The sequence below is a fragment of the Bradyrhizobium sp. Kon10 genome (genome assembly GCF_055807395.1).
In genome coordinates, this window is the sequence record NZ_JBVVOZ010000001.1 from 98,899 (window position 1) to 122,980 (window position 24,082).

21 protein-coding genes are annotated in these 24,082 nt (G+C 64.5%); 12 read left to right on the forward strand and 9 right to left on the reverse strand.

The features are described 5' to 3' along the window. Nucleotides 1–81: 81 nt before the first annotated feature. Genes AC0L2O_RS00455 through AC0L2O_RS00470 form a run of 4 tightly spaced genes read right to left on the reverse strand, consistent with a single transcriptional unit; the run spans nt 82 to nt 3,734 of the window. Nucleotides 82–1,077 carry an alpha/beta fold hydrolase gene (locus tag AC0L2O_RS00455; RefSeq protein WP_473368655.1) on the reverse strand — a complete coding sequence of 332 codons (996 nt, stop codon included), beginning with the start codon at nt 1,075–1,077 and terminating at the stop codon, nt 82–84. A gap of 10 nt (nt 1,078–1,087) precedes the next feature. Continuing rightward, nucleotides 1,088–2,638 carry a wax ester/triacylglycerol synthase family O-acyltransferase gene (locus tag AC0L2O_RS00460; protein ID WP_473368305.1) on the reverse strand — a complete coding sequence of 517 codons (1,551 nt, stop codon included), beginning with the start codon at nt 2,636–2,638 and terminating at the stop codon, nt 1,088–1,090. A gap of 47 nt (nt 2,639–2,685) precedes the next feature. Beyond that, nucleotides 2,686–3,477 carry an esterase/lipase family protein gene (locus AC0L2O_RS00465; protein ID WP_473368306.1) on the reverse strand — a complete coding sequence of 264 codons (792 nt, stop codon included), beginning with the start codon at nt 3,475–3,477 and terminating at the stop codon, nt 2,686–2,688. Continuing rightward, the gene (locus tag AC0L2O_RS00470; RefSeq protein ID WP_369725422.1) at nt 3,477–3,734 is read right to left on the reverse strand and encodes a DUF6489 family protein; all 258 of its coding nucleotides are present in this window, start codon (nt 3,732–3,734) and stop codon (nt 3,477–3,479) included. Before AC0L2O_RS00470 ends, AC0L2O_RS00465 begins: the two co-directional genes overlap by 1 nt. Nucleotides 3,735–4,035: 301 nt before the next feature. On the opposite strand from AC0L2O_RS00470, the gene AC0L2O_RS00475 reads away from it, so the two are divergent. The 12 genes from AC0L2O_RS00475 (at nt 4,036) to AC0L2O_RS00530 (ending at nt 17,760) form a co-directional block, all read left to right on the forward strand. Beyond that, complete coding sequence (locus AC0L2O_RS00475; RefSeq protein WP_473368307.1) at nt 4,036–5,637, forward strand: ABC transporter substrate-binding protein; 1,602 nt, start codon at nt 4,036–4,038, stop codon at nt 5,635–5,637. A gap of 115 nt (nt 5,638–5,752) precedes the next feature. Further along, nucleotides 5,753–6,733 carry an ABC transporter permease gene (locus AC0L2O_RS00480; protein WP_369725424.1) on the forward strand — a complete coding sequence of 327 codons (981 nt, stop codon included), beginning with the start codon at nt 5,753–5,755 and terminating at the stop codon, nt 6,731–6,733. Beyond that, entirely contained in the window at nt 6,734–7,702 is a 969-nt protein-coding gene (locus AC0L2O_RS00485; protein ID WP_409189606.1) for an ABC transporter permease, read from the forward strand. A 13-nt stretch (nt 7,703–7,715) separates the two neighbouring features. Beyond that, nucleotides 7,716–8,702, forward strand: a complete 987-nt coding sequence (locus tag AC0L2O_RS00490) for an ABC transporter ATP-binding protein (protein WP_473368308.1) — start codon at nt 7,716–7,718, stop codon at nt 8,700–8,702. Continuing rightward, entirely contained in the window at nt 8,699–9,688 is a 990-nt protein-coding gene (locus tag AC0L2O_RS00495) for an ABC transporter ATP-binding protein (protein ID WP_473368309.1), read from the forward strand. The genes AC0L2O_RS00490 and AC0L2O_RS00495 overlap by 4 nt, the downstream gene beginning before the upstream one ends. An 81-nt stretch (nt 9,689–9,769) precedes the next feature. Next, entirely contained in the window at nt 9,770–11,575 is a 1,806-nt protein-coding gene (locus tag AC0L2O_RS00500) for a gamma-glutamyltransferase family protein (RefSeq protein WP_473368310.1), read from the forward strand. A gap of 10 nt (nt 11,576–11,585) precedes the next feature. Further along, entirely contained in the window at nt 11,586–12,296 is a 711-nt protein-coding gene (locus AC0L2O_RS00505; protein ID WP_473368311.1) for a DUF1028 domain-containing protein, read from the forward strand. Then, nucleotides 12,293–13,282 carry an ABC transporter ATP-binding protein gene (locus AC0L2O_RS00510; protein ID WP_473368312.1) on the forward strand — a complete coding sequence of 330 codons (990 nt, stop codon included), beginning with the start codon at nt 12,293–12,295 and terminating at the stop codon, nt 13,280–13,282. The genes AC0L2O_RS00505 and AC0L2O_RS00510 overlap by 4 nt, the downstream gene beginning before the upstream one ends. After that, a complete protein-coding gene (locus AC0L2O_RS00515; protein ID WP_473368313.1) occupies nt 13,282–14,388 on the forward strand; it encodes an ABC transporter ATP-binding protein in 1,107 nt (368 codons plus the stop codon). Before AC0L2O_RS00510 ends, AC0L2O_RS00515 begins: the two co-directional genes overlap by 1 nt. A 22-nt stretch (nt 14,389–14,410) precedes the next feature. After that, nucleotides 14,411–15,919 carry an ABC transporter substrate-binding protein gene (locus AC0L2O_RS00520; RefSeq protein ID WP_473368314.1) on the forward strand — a complete coding sequence of 503 codons (1,509 nt, stop codon included), beginning with the start codon at nt 14,411–14,413 and terminating at the stop codon, nt 15,917–15,919. A 7-nt stretch (nt 15,920–15,926) separates the two neighbouring features. Next, nucleotides 15,927–16,868: an ABC transporter permease gene (locus AC0L2O_RS00525; protein WP_369725439.1), complete on the forward strand. Its 942-nt coding sequence runs from the start codon at nt 15,927–15,929 to the stop codon at nt 16,866–16,868. A gap of 4 nt (nt 16,869–16,872) precedes the next feature. Beyond that, entirely contained in the window at nt 16,873–17,760 is an 888-nt protein-coding gene (locus tag AC0L2O_RS00530) for an ABC transporter permease (protein ID WP_473368315.1), read from the forward strand. Nucleotides 17,761–18,046: 286 nt separating this feature from the next. Here the strand turns inward: AC0L2O_RS00530 and cnbZ are convergent, their stop codons facing one another. The 5 genes from cnbZ to AC0L2O_RS00555 are packed head-to-tail and all read right to left on the reverse strand — an operon-like array spanning nt 18,047 to nt 24,062. Continuing rightward, entirely contained in the window at nt 18,047–18,793 is a 747-nt protein-coding gene (cnbZ, locus tag AC0L2O_RS00535) for a 2-amino-5-chloromuconate deaminase CnbZ (RefSeq protein WP_473368316.1), read from the reverse strand. A gap of 9 nt (nt 18,794–18,802) precedes the next feature. Next, entirely contained in the window at nt 18,803–20,050 is a 1,248-nt protein-coding gene (locus tag AC0L2O_RS00540; RefSeq protein ID WP_473368317.1) for an adenylate/guanylate cyclase domain-containing protein, read from the reverse strand. Continuing rightward, a complete protein-coding gene (locus tag AC0L2O_RS00545; RefSeq protein WP_473368318.1) occupies nt 20,047–20,436 on the reverse strand; it encodes a response regulator in 390 nt (129 codons plus the stop codon). Before AC0L2O_RS00545 ends, AC0L2O_RS00540 begins: the two co-directional genes overlap by 4 nt. Next, nucleotides 20,433–23,027, reverse strand: a complete 2,595-nt coding sequence (locus AC0L2O_RS00550) for a sensor histidine kinase (protein ID WP_473368319.1) — start codon at nt 23,025–23,027, stop codon at nt 20,433–20,435. Before AC0L2O_RS00550 ends, AC0L2O_RS00545 begins: the two co-directional genes overlap by 4 nt. A gap of 54 nt (nt 23,028–23,081) precedes the next feature. Then, complete coding sequence (locus AC0L2O_RS00555) at nt 23,082–24,062, reverse strand: ABC transporter substrate-binding protein (protein WP_473368320.1); 981 nt, start codon at nt 24,060–24,062, stop codon at nt 23,082–23,084. Between the last annotated feature and the right edge of the window lie 20 nt (nt 24,063–24,082).

Genomic DNA, 24,082 nt, shown 5'->3' on the forward strand with positions numbered 1-24,082 from the left:
ATCCAGAAATATATCCGCGGAGGCAGACTGGATTGCTTCGTCGCTTCGCTCCTCGCAATGACGAGTTCGCAATGACGAGCCCTAGCCAAACCGCCTTCTACGCCATTCGATCAGCTTGGCGCTGACCTCTTCCGGCTTCTCCTGCTGCGTCCAATGGCCGCTGTCCCTGACCAGGTACTTCTCCAGATCGGGCACGAGCTTCTCCATGCCGTCGGCTGCCGACGGCGGCAGCACCGCGTCGTTCTCGGCCATGATCATCAATGACGGCACGTGGACGTGATGGTCCAGTCCCTTCGTGCGCTCCCAGTTGCGGGTGAAGTTGCGGTACCAATTGATGCCGCCGGTGAAGCCGGTCCTCGTGAAGGTATCGACGAACACCTTCTTCTCCTCAGTCGACAGGATCGGCATGCGCGGATCGAGCTTGGCGTCGTAGGCCGCGACCATCTGCGGAAAAGCCAGGTTCGTCTTCGACGAGGCGCCGACGCCCGCAACCGGCGCCTCAGAAGGCTTCGCCTCCGGCCGCGACAACGGCTTGCGCATGAACGCATCAAAGGTCTGGTCGACGCGGCTGCCGAAAATCCGATCGGGCTCCCGCGCTGGATCCTGGAACTGGACGATATACATCTGGTCGCCGAAGCGCTGGCGGAACAGCACAATCGGATCCATCGGCGCGCGATCCCAATGCGGGGTGTTGACGCCGACCACGCCCGCAACGCGCGTGGGGTGCCGCAGCGGCATTTGCCAGACGACGAAGCCGCCCCAGTCATGGCCGACGAAGATCGCCTTCTCGATCCCGAGATGATCGAGCAGACCGACGAGATCGGAGGTCAGGTGCTCCATGTCGTAAGCCTCGACCGGCTCGGGCCGGTCGGTCGCGCCATAGCCGCGCTGATCCGGCGCGATCACGCGGATGCCGGCTTCGCTCAGCGCCTTGAGCTGGTGACGCCAGGAGAACGCGAGCTCGGGCCAGCCGTGACACAGCACAATGGGCGGAGTGTCGGTGACCGGGCCCGCCTCGTAATAGCCCATGCGGATTCCGTTCGTCTGCGCGAACTTGAGCGGCGGCATTTCAATCATCATGAATTTCCTACTCGGCGGCGCCCTTGATCTCGGCCGCCGGCGGCGCATAGGCGGCTTCCAGCGCGGCGAACTCCTCGGGCAGCATGTCGCACATCACCTGAACATGCGGAATGATGTTGGCGCCGACGATGAAGCCGAAATCGAGCTGGTCGCGGTAGCTCTGCACGGTGATGTTGAGCGCCTGCCCGTGCGTCGAGATCGACACCGGGAAGATGTGCAGCAGCTCCGCGCCGGCCGCATAAAGCGTCTGCCGCGGCCCCGGCACATTGGACACCGTGATGTTCGCAGCCGGCGGCAGCACGTCCGACAGGTCCGAGCGGCTGTAGAGCAGCGCCATGATCTGCACGATGATCGGCGCACCCAGCATCGAGATGTTGGACACCTGCGGCATCAGTGCCCGCAGCGGATGGGACATCTCCTTGGACTTGGTCGATTGCGCGATGATGGCTTCGAGCCGCGCCTTGGGGTCGTCGATGTTGGTCGCGATCGAGCAGATCATGCCGAACACCTGGTTGTTTGCCTCGGTGTTGCCCTCCTCGCGCAGCGAGATCGGCACGGCCGCGGTCAGCGATTTCGCGGGCAGCGTGCCGTACTGCTGAAGGTAGCGGCGGACCACGCCGGAGGCGAGCGCCAGCACCACGTCGTTGAGCTTGCCTCCGGCCTGCTTGGCCAGCGCCTTCGCCCGCGACAGCGAGATCGACACGCCGGCAAAGCTGCGCTCTGAGGAAATGGACTTGTTGAGCATGGTCGGCGGCGACACTATGCTGGCGAGGCTCTCGCGCGACTTCGGATCGGAGATCTTGCCGAGCACGTCGGAGACGCTCTTGACCATGGTCGGGATGTTCCCGGCAAAGCGCACTGCACTCTCGATCTGGTACATCGCATTGTCGAACAGGATCGAACCGATGTCGCTCTTGCCGGTGCGCGGCAGTTGCAGATTCCGGGCGGCGGTCGAGGCGTCGAGCGGTTGGGTGAACAGCTGCTGATAGGAATCAAGCAGGTTCGCGGCGATGTCGCGCGGCTCCTGTCCGGACTTCGCGCCGGCCGCCGGCGGATCGACCTTCCGCGGGATCGGCGAGATGTCGTAAATCATGTTGGTCAGCGCCGCACCGGCGCCGCCGTCGATGGCGGCATGGTGCATCTTGGAGTAGAGCCCGACCTCGTTGTCCTTCATGCCCTCGAACACGTAGAACTCCCAGAGCGGGCGGGCCCGGTTCAGGAGCTTGGCGTGCATCCAGCCGACGATGCGCTCGAGCGTGGCGCGGTCGCGCGGCGCCGGCAGGCTGGCGCGAAAGATGTGACGGTCGATGTCGAACTGGTCGTCCTCGACCCAAGAGGGATGGTCGATGTCGAGCGGCGCCTTCTCCAGCCGTGCCTTCAGGATCGGCGCGATATGCAGGCGCGAGACGATCATCGCCTTGAAGTCTTCGAAGAAATCGCCCTTGTAGTCGTCGGGCAGGCGAAAGATCGCCATGCTGCCGACATGCATCGGCATTTCCGGCGTTTCCAGATACAAAAATGACGCGTCCAGCGACGACAGCTTCTTACCGTCAGCCATAGTTCCCTCCCGAGAGTCTTGACGGGCGCCTTGGCTGGCGCTTCTCGTCAGGTCGATACTGCCCGTTCCGGCGGGGCATATGCAATGGCAAACGGCCCGCCGCGGTCAAACGGCCAGAACTCTCCCTCCGGTTGCGCCAGGCGGTCGGCCACGGCCCAAAGCGCGGCGGGGTTGACGCCGAGCCCGATATGGCTCGCCAGGTGCACCTCGATGTTCTCGGCGCGGTCGGACGGACGCAGGAGACAGGTCCGCCAGTTCACGATGCCGTCGGCGCGCGAATAGATCGACGTCGCCGGCACCGGAAGGTCGCCGGCGATCGCCTCGCGCAGCTCGGCGAAATCCTCGACACGCTCGCCGGACATCATCTCGTAGAGCACCGTCGCATTGGTCGCCCGCACATCGTTGGCAAAAGGGCTGCCAAGCGTGATGACATTGCGGACCATCTCTGGCGCTTCAAGCGCGAGATGGCGGGCATAGACGCCGCCGAGGCTCCATCCGACCAGGCTGACCTTGCGTCCGCTCGCGGCATGGATTTCGGCGAGGCGGGCGCGCAACCCCTGGCGCATCCGCGCCATGCCGCCGAGATTGCGGCCCATCCGCAAGGCATGCGCATCGTAGCCGAGCTCGCTGAGATAGCGCCGCATCGGCGCCATCGACAGATCGCTGGCAAGAAAGCCCGGCAGCGCCAGCACCGGATGGCCGTCGCCCCTGGGCGCACGCATCAGCACCGGCGACAGCAACAAGCTGAGGTTGAGTTCGAAAAGGCTGCGCGCTTCGGCAAGCAGCAGACCAAGCCCCGGCGGACGAAGCCGGTCTGAATCCTGCGGCTGGGGCCGCATTATTTCTTCTTGTCGCCGCTGCGCGGGGTGCCGAGACCGGCCATGGTGACGAACATGTCCTGAAACCGTTCCGCGATCTTGGGATCGAAGGTGAACCAGCTCTGGATCAGCGATTCCGGCGAGACCTTGTCGATGTTGCTCAACACCTGCTGCTGCAGCTTTTCCATCACAGCAACCTGCATCGGCGACACATCCGGCAATCCGATGAACTGGCGGGCTTCGAGAGGGGTGCAGTCGATTTCGATGTTAACTTTCATGTCCCCTCCAGATGAGATTCGAGCGGCGTAGCACAGTATCGCCGCGAGTTGTGGTGCGACGCAAGCGACCTGAGGCGGGTGGCGGGCGCGGGCTTGCGCAATCGGCGGATATGGTCAATCAAAAGTCGAATGCCGCCTCGGTCCACCCGGATTGCCGCCCTGGATTGCTGCAAAGCGGCGCAACTTGGCGCGTTCCTTGCTGGAATGGCGCTTGCACGGGTCGAGAACTCTGGGCAACATGGATCGATCAGCCCCGCCGAACAATCAAAAATCACGGTGCGGGCAGTGGAGAGGGTCAAGAATGTCAGTCGGACGAAGTTTGTTTGCGGCGACGCTCGCCGGTGCGCTTGCGTTGGCGGTTTCGCCGGCGTCGAGCCAGACGCTGCGTTATGCCAACCAGGGTGAGCTGAAATCGCTCGACCCCTACACGCTGAACGAGTCGACCACCAGTGCGCATCTCGGTCACGTCTATGAGGGCCTGGTTGCCCGCGGCAAGGACCTGAAGATCATCCCGGCGCTCGCCGAAAGCTGGGAGACGCCGGAGCCGACGCGCTGGCGCTTTCACCTCCGCAAGGGCGTGACATTCCACAACGGCGACCCCTTCACCGCTGACGACGTGGTGTTCTCGGCCGAGCGCGTGCGAGCGAAAGGCTCGAATTTCCAGAGCCGTGTTCCCGCCGATGCCAAGTTCGTCAAGGTCGACGATTACACCGTCGATGTCGTCCTGACCTCGCCCAATCCCATCCTGACGGCGTTGTGGGCGACCTGGTACATCATGGACAAGAAATGGGCAGAGGCGAACGACGCGGTGGCGCCGACGCCGGCGGCCGCCACGACCCCCAGCTACGCCTCGCTCCATGAAAACGGCACCGGTCCCTTCATGATCGAGAGCCATCAGCCGGGCGTGAAGACCGTCTTCAAGGTCAACCCGAACTGGTGGCGCAAGCCGGAACATAACCTGAAGGAGATCGTCTTCACGCCGATCGCCAACCCCGCCACGCGTGTTGCGGCGCTGTTGTCCGGCGAGGTCGACGTGATCGAGCCGGTTCCGGTCCAGGACATCGATCGCGTCAAGGCGAGCCCGAACGCCACCGTGCTGACGGGACCTGAGCTCCGCACCATCTTCGTCGGCATGGATCAGTCGCGCGACGAGCTGTTGTACTCCAACGTCAAGGGCAAGAACCCGTTCAAGGACGTTCGCGTCCGCGAAGCCGTCTACCGGGCGATCGACATCGACCTGATCAAGAATCGCGTCATGCGCGGGCTCTCCACGCCGTCCGCGCTGATGGTTGCGCCGGAGATCTTTCCGCTGTCGAAGGACTTCACCCGGCCTAAGCTCGATCCCGAAGCCGCCAAGAAGCTCCTCGCGGACGCCGGCTATCCTGATGGTTTCGAGGTGACGATGGACTGCCCGAACGATCGCTACGTCAATGACGCAGCGATCTGTCAGGCGATCGTCGGCATGCTCGCCCGCATCAACATCAAGGTTGACCTGCTGGCGCAGCCGAAGGCCCAGTATTTCGCCAAGGTGCTCAAGCCCGGCGGCTACAAGACCTCGCTGTTCATGCTGGGCTGGACCCCGGATACGCTCGACTCGCACAACGTGCTGCACGACATCATGGGCTGCCGCGACGATCCCAAGGATCCCAACCGCGGCGAAGCCAATCTCGCCGGTTATTGCAACAAGCAGTTCGACGAAATCGCCGACAAGGTCCTCGTGGAATCCGACCAGACCAAGCGCGATCTCCTGATCAAGCAGGCGTTCGAGATCTCGATGAAGGACTGGGCCTATGTCCCGCTGCACCAGCAGGCGCTCGCCTGGGGCGTTTCCAAGAAGGTCAAGCTGACCCAGCGTGCCGACAACATGGTGATGTTGTACTGGGCGACCAAGCAGGACGAATAGGCGCCGACCAGTTGTGAAGTCCCGGAAGCCAATACTACCAAGACATGGCTTCCGGGACTTGCTGTTTCGGGCTAACGCAATGATGCGTGCCCCTGAAGATATGTGAAAGGAACAGATGCTCGCTTTCACACTGCGCCGGGCCATCCAGGCCATTGGCGTCATGATTGCGGTCGGGATCATCTCCTTCTCGATGTTCCGCTTCGCCGGCGATCCCGTGAATCAGATGGTCGGGATGGATACGTCGGGCGCCGAACGCGCCGCGATCCGAAAATCGCTGGGCCTCGACGACCCGGTGATCGTGCAGTTCGGCCGCTATATCGGCAACGCCGCGCAGTTCAAGTTCGGCGTGTCCTACCAGTTCCGCCTGCCCGTCGCCAATCTGCTGATGGAGCGGATGCCCGCGACACTGGAGCTCGCGATCTGCGCCACCATCTTCGCGATGCTCTGCGGCATCCTGATGGGAGTTTATTCGGCGCTCCGCCGCGACTCCTGGCTCACGCACATATTCCAGGCGGTCTCGCTGGTCGGCATCTCGCTGCCGACCTTCCTGATCGGCATTCTCATGATCTACCTGTTCTCGGTGACCCTCGGCTGGCTGCCCTCGTTCGGGCGCGGCGACGTCGTTCATATCGGCTGGTGGACGACGGGTCTGCTGACGCTGTCGGGACTGAAGGCGCTGATCATGCCCTCGATCACGCTGGGCCTGTTCCAGATGACGCTGATCATGCGACTGGTCCGCACCGAGATGCTCGAAGTCATGCGCACCGACTACATCCGCTTTGCCCGTGCCCGGGGCCTCACCACCCGCGCCATCCATTACGGTCATGCGCTGCGCAACACGCTGATCCCCGTCATCACGGTGGCCGGCCTGCAATTTGGCTCGGTAATTGCTTTCGCAATCATCACCGAGACCGTGTTCCAGTGGCCCGGCATGGGGCTGCTGTTCGTGCAGGCCGTGCAGAATGTCGATATCCCGATCATGGCCGCCTATCTGATGATGGTGTCGCTGATCTTCGTCACCATCAATCTCGTGGTTGATATCCTCTACACCATCGTCGATCCGCGGCTGCGCTCGACGATCAGCCGGGCACATTGAATGAGCGAAGCCGTCGTCCCGCACAAGGTCGAAGAACGCGGCTCGCGCGCCGCCGCGCCGGGCTGGTTCAAACGCGCGCTCGACAGCGACCTGTTCTATTCATTCCGCCGCTCCAAGATCACCATGGTCGCGGCGGCGGTGACGCTGCTGTTCTTCCTGATCGCGATCTTTGCCCCCGTGTTCTCGGTGCAAAATCCGTTCGACCCGGCGCAGCTCCAGCTGATGAATTCGCGCATCTCGCCGCTCTGGACCGCAGATGGCCAGAGCCCGTTCCTGCTCGGCACCGACGAACAGGGTCGCGACGTGCTGTCTGCGATTCTCTACGGCTTACGCATCTCGCTGCTCGTCGGCGTGCTCGGCGTCGTCTTTTCCGGCGCGATCGGCATCCTGCTCGGGCTGACGGCCGGCTATTTCGGCGGGGCCGTCGACGGGCTGATCATGCGCATCGCCGACGTGCAGCTTTCATTTCCGGCGATCCTGATCGCGCTCCTGATCAACGGCATCGCCAAATCGGTTTTCGGCAACAAGCTCGACGAGATGAGCATGCTGGCCGTCCTGGTCTTCGCGATCGGGTTGAGCTTTTGGGTGCAATACGCCCGCACGGTGCGCGGCTCCGTCATGGTCGAGAAGAACAAGGACTATGTCGCCGCCGCCCAACTCATTGGCCTGCCCGCCCCCGTGATCATGCTGCGGCACGTGCTGCCGAACACGATGGGGCCGATTCTCGTGATCGCCACCATCAATCTCGCGCTCGCCATCATCACCGAGGCGACATTGTCGTTCCTCGGTTCGGGCATGCCGGAGACCATGCCGTCGCTGGGAACGCTGATCCGCATCGGCAACAATTATCTGTTCGCGGGCGAATGGTGGATCGTCGCCTTCCCCGGATTCGCACTCGCAGCGCTGATCCTGTCGATCAATCTGCTCGGCGACTGGCTGCGCGACGCGCTCAATCCAAAGCTCCGATGAGTATCCCTCTCTCATGACCGAACCCGTTCTCTCCGTCCGCAATCTTCAAGTCGAGTTCGCCTCACGCCGCGGCACGTTGCGCGCGATCGACGGCGTCTCCTTCGACATCGCCAAGGGCGAGGTGCTCGGTGTTGTCGGCGAATCCGGTGCCGGCAAGTCGGTCACGGGGCTCGCGGTGATTGGCCTGATCGATCCGCCGGGCCGCATCTCGGGCGGCGAGATCCGCCTGTCCGGCCTGCGCATCGACAATCTGCCGCCGGAGGAAATGCGCCGCGTCCGCGGAAAACGCATCGGCATGATCTTCCAGGATCCCCTCACCTCGCTCAATCCGCTGTACAAGATCGGCGACCAGATCGTGGAGACGATCAGGACACATCTGAACCTGTCCGAGACCGCCGCGCGCCGCCGGGCGATCGACCTGCTCGCCGAGGTCGGCATCCCGGCGCCCGACAAGCGCATCGACGGCTATCCGCACGAATTCTCCGGCGGCATGCGCCAGCGCGTGGTGATTGCGCTCGCGATCTGCGCCGAGCCGGAGTTGATCATCGCGGACGAGCCGACCACCGCGCTCGACGTTTCCGTGCAGGCGCAGATCATCTCGTTGATCAAGCGGCTCGGACGCGACCACGGCACCGCGGTGATGCTGGTGACCCACGACATGGGCGTGATCGCCGAGACCTCCGACCGCGTCGCGGTGATGTATGCCGGCCGCGTCGCGGAGATCGGTCCGGTGCAGGACGTGGTCAGGAATCCGCTGCACCCTTACGCCAAGGGCTTGATGGGCGCGATCCCGACGCTTGCCGGCGACGACAAGCGTCTGATGCAGATTCCCGGCTCGATGCCGCGGCTGTCGGCGATCCCGCGGGGCTGTTCGTTCAATCCGCGCTGCGCATTCGCTTTCGATCGCTGCCGCGTGGAGCGGCCGGAGCCGCTGCCGCGCGGCGCCCAATCGGTCGCCTGCCACCTCTATGACGGCGTGCCGGCGGAGAGCGCGGCATGAGCGTCCCCTTCGTCCAGGCCACCAATCTGCGCCGCGTCTTCGACGTCTCGAAGCCCTGGCTCAATCGCGCGCTCGAAGGCGGGCAGCTCGAATATCTCAAGGCTGTCGACGGCGTCACTTTCGACATCAGGAAGGGCGAGACCTTTGCGCTGGTCGGCGAGTCCGGCTCCGGCAAGACCACGGTGGCGCGGATGGTCGTCGGCCTGCTGCCGCCGAGTTCCGGCAACGTCTTGATCGACGGCATCTCGATGACCGATCCGCGCCAGGCCCAGGCGCGGCGGAAACTGCGCCGCCGCATCCAGATGATCTTCCAGGATCCCTATGCGAGCCTCAATCCGCGCTTCCGGGTCGATGCCATCATCTCGGAGCCGATCCGCGCCTTCGACCTGATCCAGGGCGAGCGCGACATCCAGGGCCGCGTCGGCGAACTCCTCAGCCTGGTCGGTCTGCATCCCGACGACCGGCTGAAATTTCCGCACGAATTCTCCGGCGGCCAGCGCCAGCGCATCGCGATCGCGCGGGCGCTCGCCTCCGACGCCGAATTCATCGTCTGCGACGAGCCGACCTCGGCGCTGGATGTCTCCGTGCAGGCGCAGATCCTCAACCTGATGCGTGACCTCCAGGACAAGTTCGGCCTGACCTACATGTTCATCAGCCATAACCTCGCGGTCGTCCGCCACATGGCGAGCCGCGTCGGCGTGATGTATCTCGGCCGTATCGTCGAGATCGCGGAAGGCAAGGAGTTGTTCGCCCGCCCGCGCATGCCCTACACCAAGATGCTGCTCGGCGCCGTGCCTGATCTTGCGATGAGCGGCCGCCAGCGCATTCCGGTCAAGGGCGAGATCCCGAATCCGATCAATCCGCCACCGGGCTGCGCCTTCAATCCGCGCTGCCCGCTGGCGTTCGACCTCTGCCGCAAGCAGGTTCCGGAACTGATCGACGGTGTCGCCTGTCATGCGGTTAACAGCGTGCCGGTCCCGGCGTGACGCGCGCGTGCCATGCGGCCCGCGCATTGGCGGCAGGGCATCGCCTGTGATCAATTGCGCGCGCCGCAAGTGAGGTGAGCCATGGCCAGCATTGTCAATCCCGATCCCTTCACGACGAGGCCTGAAATCGAAGGCACGTTCGGGGTGGTCGCCACCACGCATTGGATCGCGACCGCCGTCGGCATGGCCACGCTGGAAAAGGGCGGCAATGCCTTCGATGCCGGCGTCGCCACCGCCTTTACGCTCCAGGTGGTCGAGCCGCATCTGAACGGCCCCGGCGGCGATGTGCCGATCATCGTCCATGACGTCAAGCGCGGCCACACCGAGGTGATCTGCGGCCAGGGTCCGGCCCCGGCCCGCGCCACGATCGCGCATTACAAGAGCGAGGGCCTCGACATGGTGCCTGGCACCGGCCTGCTCGCGGCCTGCGTGCCCGGCACGTTCGAGTCCTGGATGATGCTGCTGCGCGACTACGGCACGCTGCGGCTGCGCGACGTGCTGGAGCCCGCGATTTCCTATGCGCGCGACGGCTATCCCCTGGTCGAGCGGGCCTGCGCCACGATTCAGACCGTCGAGCAATTGTTCCGTAAGCACTGGCCGACCTCGGCCGCGGTTTACCTGCCGAATGGCGAGGTGCCGAGGCCCGGCACGCTCTTCACCAACAAGACGCTGGCAGCGACCTACGCCCGCATCCTCAGCGAAGCGGAGAGCGGCGGCGGAGGCCGCGATGCCGAGATCGAGCGCGCGCGCAAGGCCTGGTCGCAAGGCTTCGTTGCGGAGGCCATCGACAAATTCTGCCGAACGCAAGACGTGATGGACGTCAGCGGCTCCCCGCACCGCGGCGTGCTCTCGGCCGACGACATGGCGCGCTGGCAGCCGACCATCGAGGCTCCCCTCACCTATGATTATGGCCGCTACACGGTCTGCAAGGCCGGCGTCTGGAGCCAGGGCCCGGTGACGCTGCAACAACTCGCGCTGTTGAAGGGCTTTGCGCTCGACGGGCTCGATCCGACCGGGCCTGAATTCATCCATCTCCAGATCGAATGCGCAAAGCTCGCATTCGCCGACCGCGAAAAATTCTACGGCGATCCCAAATTCAGCGAGATCCCGATCGCGACGCTGCTGTCAGACGCTTACAACGACGAACGTCGCAAGTTGGTTACCGAGAAAGCTTCGCTCGATCTCCGGCCTGGCGCGGTCGAGGGCTTTGGCGGCGTTGTCAAGTTGCGCCGCGCCGAAGGCCAGCGCGAGGCCGTCGGCGCGCTCGGCGCCGGCGAACCGACCGTGGGGCGCTTCGGCGAGGTGCGCGGCGACACCGTGCATTTCGACATCATCGACAATGCCGGCAACATGGTGTCGTCGACGCCGTCGGGGGGCTGGCTGCAATCCTCACCTGTCATTCCCGAGCTGGGTTTCTGCCTCGGCAGCCGCGCACAAATGTTCGATTTGGAGGAGAACCAACCGAGCTCGCTCGCGCCGGGCAAGCGGCCGCGCACCACGTTGTCGCCGAGCATGGCGCTGCGCGACGGCGAGCCGTACCTTGCCTGGGGCTCGCCCGGCGGCGACCAGCAGGATCAATGGATCACGCAGTTCTTTCTGCGCCACGTTCATTGCAACCTCAATCTCCAGGAAGCCATCGACGCACCGGCCTGGCACTCCGAGCATTTCCCGATCTCGTTTTGGCCGCGCACCGCGCGCCCCGGCGTGCTCGTGGTCGAGAATCGCATCCCCAACGCAACGATCGAGAACCTGCGCGAGCGCGGGCATATCGTCGAGATCGGACCGGACTGGTCCGAGGGCCGGTTGACCGCGGCCTCGCGGGTCGGGGTACGCCGCCGTGCCGCCGCCAATCCACGCGGCATGCAGGGCTACGCCGCCGGGCGCTGATGGACAACATATGACCTGGTCGATCATCGCGCGCGATTCTGCTACCGGCCAGTTCGGCATCGCGGTTGCGACCCGCTTCTTCGCCGTCGGGGCACGCGTGCCCTATATCGCCGCTGGCGTCGGCGCCGTCGCGACGCAGGCCTTCGTCAATCCTTACTACGGCATCGATGGCCTCAAGCTGTTGTGTCAAGGTCTCAACGCGCATGACGTGCTCGCCGCGGTACTCGCGACCGACGACGGCCGCGAAAGCCGGCAAGTCCACATCATGGACGCCAGTGGCGAGATCGCCGCGCATACCGGCCGAGATTGCGTCGATTGGTGCGGGCATATCGCAGGCAGCGGCTACTCCGTGGCCGGCAACATGCTCGCCGGCGCCGACGTGCTCAGTGAGACCGCCAAAACCTATATCGCCAATAACAGCCTGCCCTTCCCGCGCCGCCTACTCGCGGCGATGCGTGCGGGCGAGGCCGCCGGCGGCGACAAGCGGGGCAAGCAGTCGGCAGCTCTCCTGATTCATGGCGAGGAGGAATGGCCGGCGCTGGACATTCGCGCCGATGATCATCCCGATCCCCTTGGCGAGCTCGAACGGCTCGAACAGGTCAGTCACGAACTCTGGGTCCACTTCCGTGGCTCGCTGCCGACCCGGCAGAACCCGGCTGGCAACACCGATCGCAGCGTGATCGACGCCAGCATCGCCGCGGCGCGCGCTAGGCAATCATGAGCGCGAGCCCGCTCATCGAGATCAAGGATCTGCGTATCCGCTTCCACGGCGACGACGGCCGGGTCACCCACGCGGTCGACAGCGTCGACCTCAGTGTCACCAATGGCGCGACGCTCGGCCTGGTCGGCGAATCCGGCTGCGGCAAGAGCGTGACGTCGCTGGCGATCATGGGACTGTTGCCGAAACAAAGCGCGGAAATATCAGGCGCGATCCACTTCGACGGGTTCGACCTCCTGAAGACCTCGGACCAGACGCTACGCGACCTCCGCGGCAACCGGCTCGCGATGATCTTCCAGGAGCCGATGACCTCGCTCAACCCGAGTTTTACCATCGGCGACCAGATCATGGAAACGATCCTGCGTCACCGTGGCGGCTCGCGAAAGAGCGCGCGCGAGCGGGCGATCGACCTGCTGCGCCGCGTCCACATCCCGTCGCCCGAGCGGCGCATCGACGAATATCCGCACAAGCTCTCCGGCGGCATGCGCCAGCGCGTGATGATCGCGATGGCGCTCGCCTGCGACCCGCGCCTGCTGATCGCCGACGAGCCGACCACCGCGCTCGACGTCACCCTGCAGGCGCAGATCCTGGAGCTTATGCGCGAGTTGAAGGCCGCGAGCGGCGCTGCCATCATCCTGATCACCCACGACCTCGGCGTGGTCGCCGAGGTCTGCGACGAGGTCGCGGTGATGTATGCCGGCGAGATCGTCGAGCGCGCGCCGGTCGACGCCCTGTTCGCGGCGCCGCAACATCCCTATACGGTCGGCCTGCTCGGCTCGATTCCGCGGCTCGACCACCGCGCCGAGCAGCTAGCGACGATCGAGGGCATGGTCCCGAACATGGCGCAGCCGCCCGAAGGCTGCCGCTTCGCCGCGCGCTGCCCGTTTGTGCTGGAGGCCTGCACCAAGGCGCCGCCGCCGCTGGTCGAAACCAGCTTGGGCCATCTCTCGCGCTGCATCCGCGCGCCGCTCGAACGTCTGGTGTCGTGATGGCGTTGCTCGAGGTCCAAGGCCTGGTCAAGCATTTCGTCGCCGAGCGCTCGCTGTTCGGCCGGGCGTTGGCGCATGTCAAAGCGGTCGATGGCGTGTCATTTTCGCTCGAGGCCGGCAAGACGCTGGCCCTGGTCGGCGAATCCGGCTGCGGCAAATCCACCGTCAGCCGCCTCGTGTTGCGGCTGATCGAGCCGGATGCAGGCAGCGTGCGCTTCGACGGGCGCGATCTCCTCGCGCTCGACGCCGGCGGCTTGCGCGCGTTCCGCCGCGAGGCGCAGATCATCTTCCAGGATCCCTACGCCTCGCTCAACCCGCGCATGACCGTCGGCCAGATCCTCACCGAGCCGCTGGCGCTGCACAATCTGGTGCCGCCGGCGCGGCGGCGCGAACGTGTCGAGGAGTTTTTGCGGCTGGTCGGCCTGGAGCCGCGGCTGGCGCGGCGCTATCCGCACGAGTTCTCCGGCGGCCAGCGCCAGCGCATCGCGATCGCCCGCGCGCTCGCGGTCGAGCCCAAGCTGATCATTTGCGACGAGCCGGTCTCGGCGCTCGACGTCTCGATCCGCTCGCAGATCCTCAATCTCCTGCGCGAGCTCCAGGATCGGCTCGGCCTCGCCTACATCTTCGTCTCGCATGATCTCGCGGTGGTCAAGCACATCGCCGACCATGTCGCCGTGATGAATCTCGGCCAGATCGTCGAGACGGCCGAGGCGGATGCGCTGTTCGCCGCGCCGCGCCACCCCTATAGCCGCGCGCTGTTGTCAGCGATCCCGGTGCCTCAGCCTCGCGCCAGGCGGGCGAAGGTCGTGTTGCAAGGCGAGATCCCGAGCGCGCTCAATCCGCCAGCCGGCTGTTGCTTCCACACCCGCTGTCCCTTCGTGATCGACCGTTGCCGCACCGAGGCGCCCGCGTTGGGGGCAGACGAGGTTGGCCACGCCACCGCCTGCCATCGCGTCAGCGAGCTGCCTCCGGCGGACAGCATCCTGCCCACAGCGGGCGGGTTCACGCCGGAACTGGCAAAATTAGTCGCAGCCTTCAGCCGAAAGACGGAAGGCGCGAGCCCGGCCGGGGTTGGTATACAGAGTGCAAGGCCTGCAACAACGTAGCCGGAGCAATGGGGACTGTCCGATGAAGATATTTCGCCTGGCCGCAACCGCGGCTGCGTTCCTGCTGTCGCTTGGGGCCGCCCAGGCGCAGACCACGCTGCGTATCGGCCTCGCTGAGGATCCCGATATCCTCGATCCGACCCTGGCACGCACCTATGTCGGGCGCATCGTTTTCTCCGCTTTCTGCGACAAGCTGTTCGACATCGACGAGAAGCTCAACATCGTGCCGCAGCTCGCGCTGTCGAGCGAGACGGTCGATGACGGCAAAGGCCTCGTCATCAAGCTCAGGCCCGGCGTGAAATTCCACGACGGCGAATCGTTCGACGCGGAGGCCGCCAAATTCTCGCTGGAGCGCCATCTGACCCTCCCCGGCTCGTTCCGCAAGCCGGAGCTCGCCTCGGTCGACCACATCGATGTCGTTGATCCCCTCACCATCAAGCTGGTGCTTAAGTCACCGTTTTCGCCCCTGCTTGCCCAGCTCACAGATCGCGCCGGCATGATGGTGTCGCCGAAAGCTGCGAAGGCAGCCGGCGACAAGTTCGGTCTGCACCCGGTCTGCGCCGGCCCCTACAAATTCGTCGAGCGCGTGCAGCAGGACCGCATCGTGTTCGAGAAGTTCGCCGACTATTGGAACAAGGACAACGTCTTCATCGATCGCATCGTATTCCAGCCCATCGTCGACGCCACCGTCCGGCTGGCGAACCTGAAATCCGGCGCACTTGACCTGATCGAACGCGTGCTGGCGACCGATCTCAAGGATGTACGGGCCGACTCGCGCTTGAAGGTCGCAACCGCCATCGAGCTCGGCTATCAGGGCGTCACGCTTAACATCGGCAAGGACAAGGCCAAGGGACCGCTGAGCCAATCAGCCAAGGTGCGGCAGGCCCTCGACCTTGCCATCGATCGCGAGGCCATCAACCAGGTGGTGTTCAACGGTGAGTTCCAGCCCGGCAACCAGTGGATCAATCCGGACCACCCCTACTACCAGAAGGCCTTTCCGGTCCGCCCCCGCAATGTCGAGAAAGCCAAGGCGCTGCTGAAGGAGGCCGGTGTGACACCGCCGGTGAGCGTCGACTTCCTCGTGCCAAAGGGCGCGGAAACGGAAACACCTGCGCAAGTAATCCAGTCGATGGCGGCTGAGGCCGGCTTCGACATGAAGATCCGCGTCACCGAATTTGCGACCGGGCTCAAGCAGGCCGAGGCCGGCGACTACCAGGCCTACATGCTGGCCTGGAGCGGCCGCGTTGATCCCGACGGCAATAGCTACATCTTCCTGCACAGCGATGCGCCGCAGAATTACAGCGCCTGGAGCAACGCCGACGCCGACAAGGCGCTCGACGAGGCGAGATTGGTCACCGATCCCGGCAAGCGCAAGGCCAGCTACGAAGCGTTGACAAAGCTGGTCCAGAACGAAGAACCGATCCTGTATCTCTACCATCGTCGCATCATCATCGCGCACACGACCAAGCTCGAAGGCTACAGGCAGATGCCTGACGGCCTGGTGCGCGTGGTTGGGCTCAAGCTGAAGTGACGAGAGGATGCTGAATTTCCTCGCCCGCCGCATCGTGCAGATCGTGCCGACACTGTTCTTCGTTTCGGTGCTGATCTTCTCACTGCAGCAATTGTTGCCGGGCGATCCGGCGCTGGTGATGGCGGGCGAGGAGCGCGATCCGGCGGTCATCGAACAGATTCGACATCAGTACCGCCTCGACCAGCCGATCCCGGTGCAATACGCCTATTGGATCGGCGGCGTGCTCCGGGGCGATTTCGGCGAGTCCCTGCGCAACAAGATGCCGGTCCGCGAGCTGATTGCGCAAAAGCTGCCGGTGACACTGCAGCTCGGTTCGATGGCGATCATCATCGCCTTCCTGATCGGCATCCCCGCCGGCATCGTTGCCGCCGTGAAGAAGGGAACGGCCTGGGACTACGGCGCCAATCTGTTCGCGCTGTGGGGTATCTCGACGCCGAATTTCTGGCTCGGGATCATGCTGATCTTCCTGTTCTCGATCGAGCTCGGCTGGCTGCCCGCCTCGGGCTACGTGTCGCTCACCGAGAATTGGCGCATGAGCCTTGCGGCCACCATCATGCCGGCCTTCGTGCTCGGCAACGCCATTTCCGCGGTTCTCATGCGGCATACCCGCAGCGCCATGCTCCAGGTGCTGGAAAGCGATTATGTCCGCACCGCGCGCGCGAAGGGCCTTTCCGAGCGCTCGGTGATCCTCAAACATGCCATGCGCAATGCGCTGACGCCCATCATCACGCTCGGCGCGCTCGAGCTCGGTACGCTGTTGTCCGGCGCGGTGCTGACCGAGCAGATCTTCTCCATTCCCGGCTTCGGCAAGCTGATCGTGGACGCCGTGTTCAACCGCGACTACGCCGTCGTGCAGGGCGTGGTGCTGGTGACCGCCACCGTCTACATCACGCTGAATCTCATTGCCGACGTCGCCTATATCCTCGTCAATCCGCGGCTACGAGGCTAGAGCTATGACCGACGCCGCACTGCCCGCCAGCCCCCTCACGCAAGCCTACGAGCTCGACAGCCCGGCGCGCCGCGCCCGGCGGCGGTTGTTCAAGCGCAAAGCCGCGGTCTTCGGCCTGGTCGCGATCACGATGTTCATCGGCCTTGCGCTGCTCGCTCCGCTCATCGTGCCCTATGATCCCATCGCGACGAGCTGGAGCCTGGTGCGCAAGCCGCCGAACGCGTCGCACTGGTTCGGCACCGACGAGCTCGGCCGCGACATCCTCAGCCGCGTCGTCTACGGGGCGCGGGCCTCGCTGCTCGCCGGCCTGATCTCGGTTGTGATCGCGCTCGGCATCGGCGTGCCGCTAGGCCTTGTCGCCGGCTATCGCGGCGGATTTGTCGACGCGCTGATCAGCCGGATCACCGATGCGATGCTGGCCTGCCCGTTCCTGATTCTGGCGATTGCGCTCGCCGCATTTCTCGGTCCGAGCCTCACCAACGCCATGATCGCGATCGGCATTTCGGCCACCCCGATCTTCATTCGCCTGACCCGCGGCCAGGTCCTGAGCGTCAAGGCCGAGGACTATGTCGAAGCCGCGCGCGCGCTCGGCAACCCCGGCTGGCGCATCGCATTCTCGCATATCCTGCCGAACATCCTGCCGGCGCTGCTGGTGCAGGCGACGCTCTCGATCGCCGCCGCGATCATCGCGGAGGCCGCCCTTTCGTTCCTCGGCCTCGGTCAGCAGCCGCCGGCGCCGTCCTGGGGCAGCATGCTCAACGCGGCGCAGCGCTTCCTCACCCAGGCGCCATGGATGGCAATCTGGCCGGGCCTGGCGATCTTCCTCGTGGTGTTGTCGCTGAACCTGCTCGGCGACGGCCTGCGCGACGCGCTCGACCCGCGCCAGCGCTAGACTAGGGACGAAAAGGCTGGCGAAATGGCTTCAGGTTGATTCGATTGGCGGTGGGCTCGCTCAACCGCTTGCGGGAGAGGACCTCCGTCCCACCTGCCGCGATGATGGCATCATGCCCCTGTTTTGCCCGACGCGTCAAACGATTTCGCAAAATCCGCAATACACCGTGGCACGCCGGCAAGTCCTTGATTTCGCTGTCACCGGCTACTGTGCATGGGGTTGTTTTTCGATTTTTTTGCTGTGCGGCCTGCAAGAGCCCTCGCCGGACCTGACCCCGGCGTCCCAACTAGATCACGATCTCACGCATCACGCGCCGGCAATCCATCTCGTATTCGAGATCGATCACCGGCGGCCGGGCAAAGTGCCATGTCAGACCGGAGCGCAGCGCGCCGCGGCGAACCAGTTCGTCGACAAGTGCGTGGTGGAAGTCGTGGACGGAATAAGCCTGCACGCCCGTGGTGTCCTTCCAGCCGAAGCCGAAGGCGGCCATCCGGCTCTCCATCTGCGACGTCGTGGTGAACCGCACCTTCTCGCGCAAACCCTCCGGGCTGAGATCACGGTAGCGCACGGTCCGCTCGACGTAAGTGCCGCCGCCTTCGCGCGCTTCGGCACCGCCGGCGATCACGAAGGACGGCGCCTTCGACCGCGTGGGGCGTGTGAAGGAGAACGCGTAGAACGACGGCTCGGACGGCGGATCGATCTCCGGACAGACATTGCTGCGTGCGACCGGATTGGTGGTGCCGTCGAAGATTCCCCATTCCGACAGCGTTGTGACATAGAGCAGGTTGAACGCGCGAAAGCCTTCCTCGCTGAAAGCCGCCGGTGAGCGGAGTTCGCAGGCGCAGAACGCCGTCAGCGGGCGCCCCGCCTGCTGGATATACTTCGCCGCGAGCGCAAACCCTTCGGCCAACGGCACCAGGCGATCGAACCGGACGCGCTCGATCTCGTAGCCGTCGTCCGCCGCCGCACCGGCCGAATACTGGAACACGGACGGAATGAAGCGATAATTGCCGGCGGCAAAATCATGCGTCATGTCGAACTCCTACTCCAGTTGCATGCGAACGCCCTTGGCGCCGTTGAGCAGGCGCTTCAGGTGAAAGCCGGCCAGAGCATCGTCGGCATGCATGCCGACCAACGCGGCGAACGCCGGCATCGCGGCAGTGTCGCCGGCCTCCAGCTTGGCAAAGGCCTCGGAATATCGCGCCGTCGCGGGCTCCTGGAATTTGCCCTGTCGCAGCGGCTCGAACGCACGCAGCGGCTCGCTGCGTCCACGCAGCACCAGCTCCCCGACAGGACGGCCCTGAAAATTCTCAGCTCCCTCTGCGATGCTGGCACTGACACAGATGCGTGTGCCGAGATGCTTGTTGGCGGCCTCGAGCCGTGCCGCGATGTTGATGCTGTCGCCATAGGCGGTGTAGTCGAAAAAGCGGTTGCCGCCGAAATTGCCAACCAGCGCCGGCCCGGCATGGGCGCCGATGCGGGTTGCGCCGAAATTCACCCCTTTCGCCTTCCAGCGCGTGCAGAAATCCACCGCCCAGGCGTCGAGATCGTGGACACAGGCAACCGCACGGGTCGCATAGTCCGGCTGGTCGCCGGGCGCGTTGAACAGCACCTGGATCGCGTCGCCGATGATCTTGGCAACGGTGCCTTGATGCTCGAACACGATCTCGGTCATGCCGCCGACATATTCGTTGAGGAGCTCGCCGAGCGTCTCGGGCGCGGCGGTCTCGACCAGCGAAGTGAAACCGGTGATATCGGTGAAGACGGTGGCGACGTTCCGCCACTGCACCTCCATGCCGTCACCCCCGTCTGCCGCCAGACGCCTGGCGACCTCCGGCGAGAAATAGCGCGACAGCGAAGCATGCGCGCGCTCGGCTTCCATCTGGCGCCGCCGCACCTCGCGCAGCATCTCGATGTGGCGGATGGTCTTCTGGATCGTGGTTTCCAGGTCGACAAAGTCGATCGGCTTGGTCAGGAAGTCGAACGCGCCGCGGTTCATGGCGGTGCGGATGTTGCTCATGTCGCCATAGGCCGAGACGATGATGGTCGACTTCTTGTCCTCGGCCTCCTGAAGCTTCTGCAGCAGCGACAGCCCGTCCATCCGCGGCATGTTGATGTCAGAGACCACCAGGTCGACATGGGGATGCCGCTCGAGCGACTCCAGCGCTTCGAAGCCGTCATGCGCAAAGATGAAATTGACCAGCCCCTCGCGAATCTGCCTGCGGAATTTTTGCAGGACCAGCGCCTCGAGATCGGGTTCGTCGTCGACGAAAAGAATGGTCGGGGTCATGCCGCCTGCTCGAGCCTGGTGTCGATCTCCTGCCGCAGCAGCGCAAAATCGATCGGCTTGGTGAGGAGCCCGACCGCACCGCGCTCGATCGCCTTGCGCCGTGTTTCTAGGTCGCCGTAGGCCGTGATCATGATCACCGGAACGTCCGGCCGCTCGGCGCGCACCTTCGGCAGCATGTCGAGCCCGCTCATGCCGGGCATGTTGACGTCCGACAGGATCAGAATCAGCGAGGGGTCGCGAACATTGGCGGCGCGATCGAGCGCGGCCGGCGCCGACAGTGCAAACTCCATCTGGAAGCGCCCCGATCGCAGGTCGCGCCGGAACTGCTGCCGAAACAGTGCCTCGACGTCGGGCTCGTCGTCGACGACAAGAATGTAAACGTTCAACTCCCGCCTCCAGTCGTGCCCCGCGCCGCCATCGTGCGCGGCAGCGTGATGATGAATTCGGTGAAGACACCGGGCTCGGTGTTCACGTTGATCGTGCCGCCATGCTGTTTCACGACGATGTCGTGGCTCATGGACAGGCCAAGCCCGGTGCCCTCGCCGGCCGGCTTCGTGGTGAAGAAGGGATTGAACATCTTCTCCTTCACCTCAGGCGGAATGCCTGTGCCGTTGTCGCGGATTCTGATCTCGACCTTGTTGCCGAGGCTTTTCGTCGACGCGCTCAGGGTCGGCTCGAAACCGTCCGCCGCGCTCTCCTTGCGCTTGGCGGCGGCGTAAAATCCGTTGGAGATCAGGTTGAGAAAGACCCGCGTGATCTCCTGCGGATAGACGTCGGCCGTGCCGGCGGCCGCATCGAGATCGCGCTTGAGCGTGACGTTGAAGCCGGGTCTTTCGGCGCGCGCCCCGTGATAGGCCAGATTGAGGCTTTCCTCGACGACGGCATTGATATCCGCCGGCCGATGCTCGCCGGAGCCTTCGCGCGAATGCAACAGCATATTCTTGACGATGGAGTCGGCGCGCTTGCCGTGCTGCACCACCTTCTCGAGGTTGCCCTTGAGCATATGAGTGAGCTCGGCCACCTCTTCCTTGGTCTTGTCGTCGAGAGCAGTCGATTCGAGGACCTGATTGAGCTCATCGATCAACTCGGTGGAGACCGAGGAGAAATTGTTGATGAAATTGAGCGGGTTCTTGATTTCATGGGCGATCCCGGCCGTGAGCTGGCCAAGCGACGCAAGCTTCTCGGTCTGGACCAGGCGATCCTGCGCCGCGCGCAATTCGTCAAGCGACTGCGAGAGCTCCAGCGTGCGCTTGCGCAATTCGTTCAGCAGCCGCGTGTTCTCGATGGCGATGACGGCCTGCTTGGTGAAATTCTCGACCACGGCGATCTGCTTGTCCGTGAACGGCCGGACTTCCTTGCGATAGACTGCGATCGTGCCGATCAGCTCGCCTTCCCTCAGCATTGGCACGATGACGATGGTGCGGGCGCCAGCCAGGTCGGAAATTCCGCGAATGCTTGCCCCTCCTGCACGATAGACAGGCGTGTCTTGCACATCGTGGACATGAACGACCCGGCGTGTCTTGACGACAGTGGCGAGCCCGCTCTCCGGATGGGGATGGATGGCCACATCTCTTCGCGAAGCGGCGAACGCAGGCGGCACGTTGTAGTCAGCCGCCATCCTGAAAGTTTCGCCGTCCCACAGATTCATGATCCCGAAACTCGCGCCACAGACGCGCGTGGCGTTCTCGAGCATCTTGTGGAACACTGGCGTGAGTTCGCCCGGAGACGAACTGATCACCTGTAGCACCTCCGACGTCGCCGTCTGTTGCTCCAGCGACTCGCTCAGTTCAGCCGTTCGCACCTCGACCTTTTTTTCCAGATCCGCATAGGATTCCTGTAGCCGCGCGCCCATGTCGTTGAACTGGTCGGCCAGCCCCTCGAGCTCGTCGCCGGTCCTGATCGCGATCCTCTGGGAGAAATCGCCGCTGCCGATGCGCTCGGCGCCGCTGCGCAGCGCCTGGATCGGTCCGACCATGCGCCGGGCCAGGAAGATTCCCGCCAGCACCGCGAAGATCGACGCGCCGAGCAGCACGATTGCCAGCCGCTGCAGCGAAGCATAGAGCGAGGCGTAGGCCTCCTCGACCGGCAATTCCACGAACATGGTCCAGCCGAGCGGCGCGATCGGCGCGGACGCCGTCAGAACCTTCTGCCCCTGGATGTTGGTCGCCTCCTGCAATGCGTCCGGCATCGCGCCGCCGCCGGCCTGGGCGCCGCGCACTTGCTCCAGCCCCGACATGTCGGTGTTGCGCAACACCAGGCTGATGTCGGGATGCGCGATCAGGCGTCCTTCCGGGCCGACCACATACGCGTGTCCGTGCTCGCCGACCTTGATCTGGGAAACGACGTCCCAGATCAGCTTGAGGTTCACCTCCGCGATGCTGACGCCGGCATCCTTGCGCGTGCCGGCCAGCGCCAGCGTCATGTAGGGCTCGGACTCCCGGCGGAAATAGACCGGCCCGTAATAGACCTTGTGCGCGACCGCCTCGGTGAATTTCGGATCGCGTGACAGGTCTATCCCGCTGTCGATCGCGTCCATCGCCAGCCGCGAGACACGCAGGCGCTCCTTGCCGGTGGAATCCACCTGGGCGAGTTCGGTGATGGCGGGCACCTGGCGCAGCAGCCGCAGCGCGTCGAACCGGCGCTGCTCGATCGAGCCGGCCGACCAGGGCAGTTGCGTGGTCCAGCCGAGTTGGCTCTCGATCTCCTTGATGAACTGGCCGATCTTGGCAGCCGCGGCCTCGGCCTGCTCATGCTGGACTCGGATCAGCGCGGCCTTGTGCTCGCGATAATAGAAGAAGACCTCGAACAGGCCATTCGCAAGCAGAGCCACGGCGACGACAACGACGAACAGCGCGACATATTTGGTGAACAGCCGGGTCCTGATCCCACGCCCGGCCTTGCCGGACACGACGCCCTCCGCAGCCGGGGTCGGCAGCGTCCTGGGTTGCGGGGTGTCGGGATGGAGGGACATGCTCATTCCGACAAACCTAGCAAGAAGGGCGGACCTTGTCTCTTGCCGCAGCGCACAAGGCTACTCGATGACCTCGTCGGCGAGCGCCAGCAAGGTGGGCGGAATCTCGAGTCCAGTCGCTTTCGCCGTCTTGAGATTGAGCACCAGGGGATACCGTGTCGGCAGCTCGAACGGCAGGTCGCCGGGGTTTGCCCCATTGAAAATCCGGGCGACCAGTGCGGCCGCCCGCTCGAAGCATTCCGAGGAGTCCGCTCCATAAGACATCAAACCGCCGTCGCGCGCGAACTGGTCGAATTCGTAGATCGCCGGCAACTTTCGGGCAGCGGCGAACTCGAAGACGCGCTCGCGATTGAGAATGGTGAGCGCGTCCGCCACCATCAGGATGCCATCGGGCAAATCGTCGTTCATCGCCGAAAAAGCTTCGTCGAAATCGTCGGGCTCGCGGACGCCCAGCGCCTGCACGGTCAATCCAAGCGCCTGGGCGGCCTTTGCGGACGCCTGATACCGCGTCGTCATGCCGAGGTCGTCCTTGTTCCAGAGCATGGCGACCTTGGCCAGTTTCGGCGACATCTCCTTGAGCAGCGACAGCCGCTTGGCGCTGAGTGTCGCCGCGACGTCCGAAATCCCGGTGATCTTGCCGCCTGGATGCGCCAGGCTCTCGATCAGCTTGGTTTCGACGGGATCACCGATGCCGCTGGCCGCGACGGTGGCAATGCCGGCCGCCTTGGCGGCCATTGCCGTCGGGTAGCCCACGATCACGATCGCATCGACGTTCTTGGCCTTCAGCTCGGCGATCAGCGCGGGAAGCATCGTGACATCGCCGAGCGCGCCGCGCGCTTCAAGGGTCAAGTTCTGGCCAAGCTTGAAACCACGCTCGTCAAGCATCCTGGTCAGGATCTTGCCGCCCCGCGTCTCCGCCGTTACCGGCACGATCGGCGTCAACGTGCCCAGATGGTAAGTCCTCCCGCTCTGAGCCGCGGCTGAGTACGGCCGCAACAGCGAAGCGCAGCCGAGCCCACCCAGGAATTCGCGCCGCCTCATCATGCTTTCCCTGCCCCGAT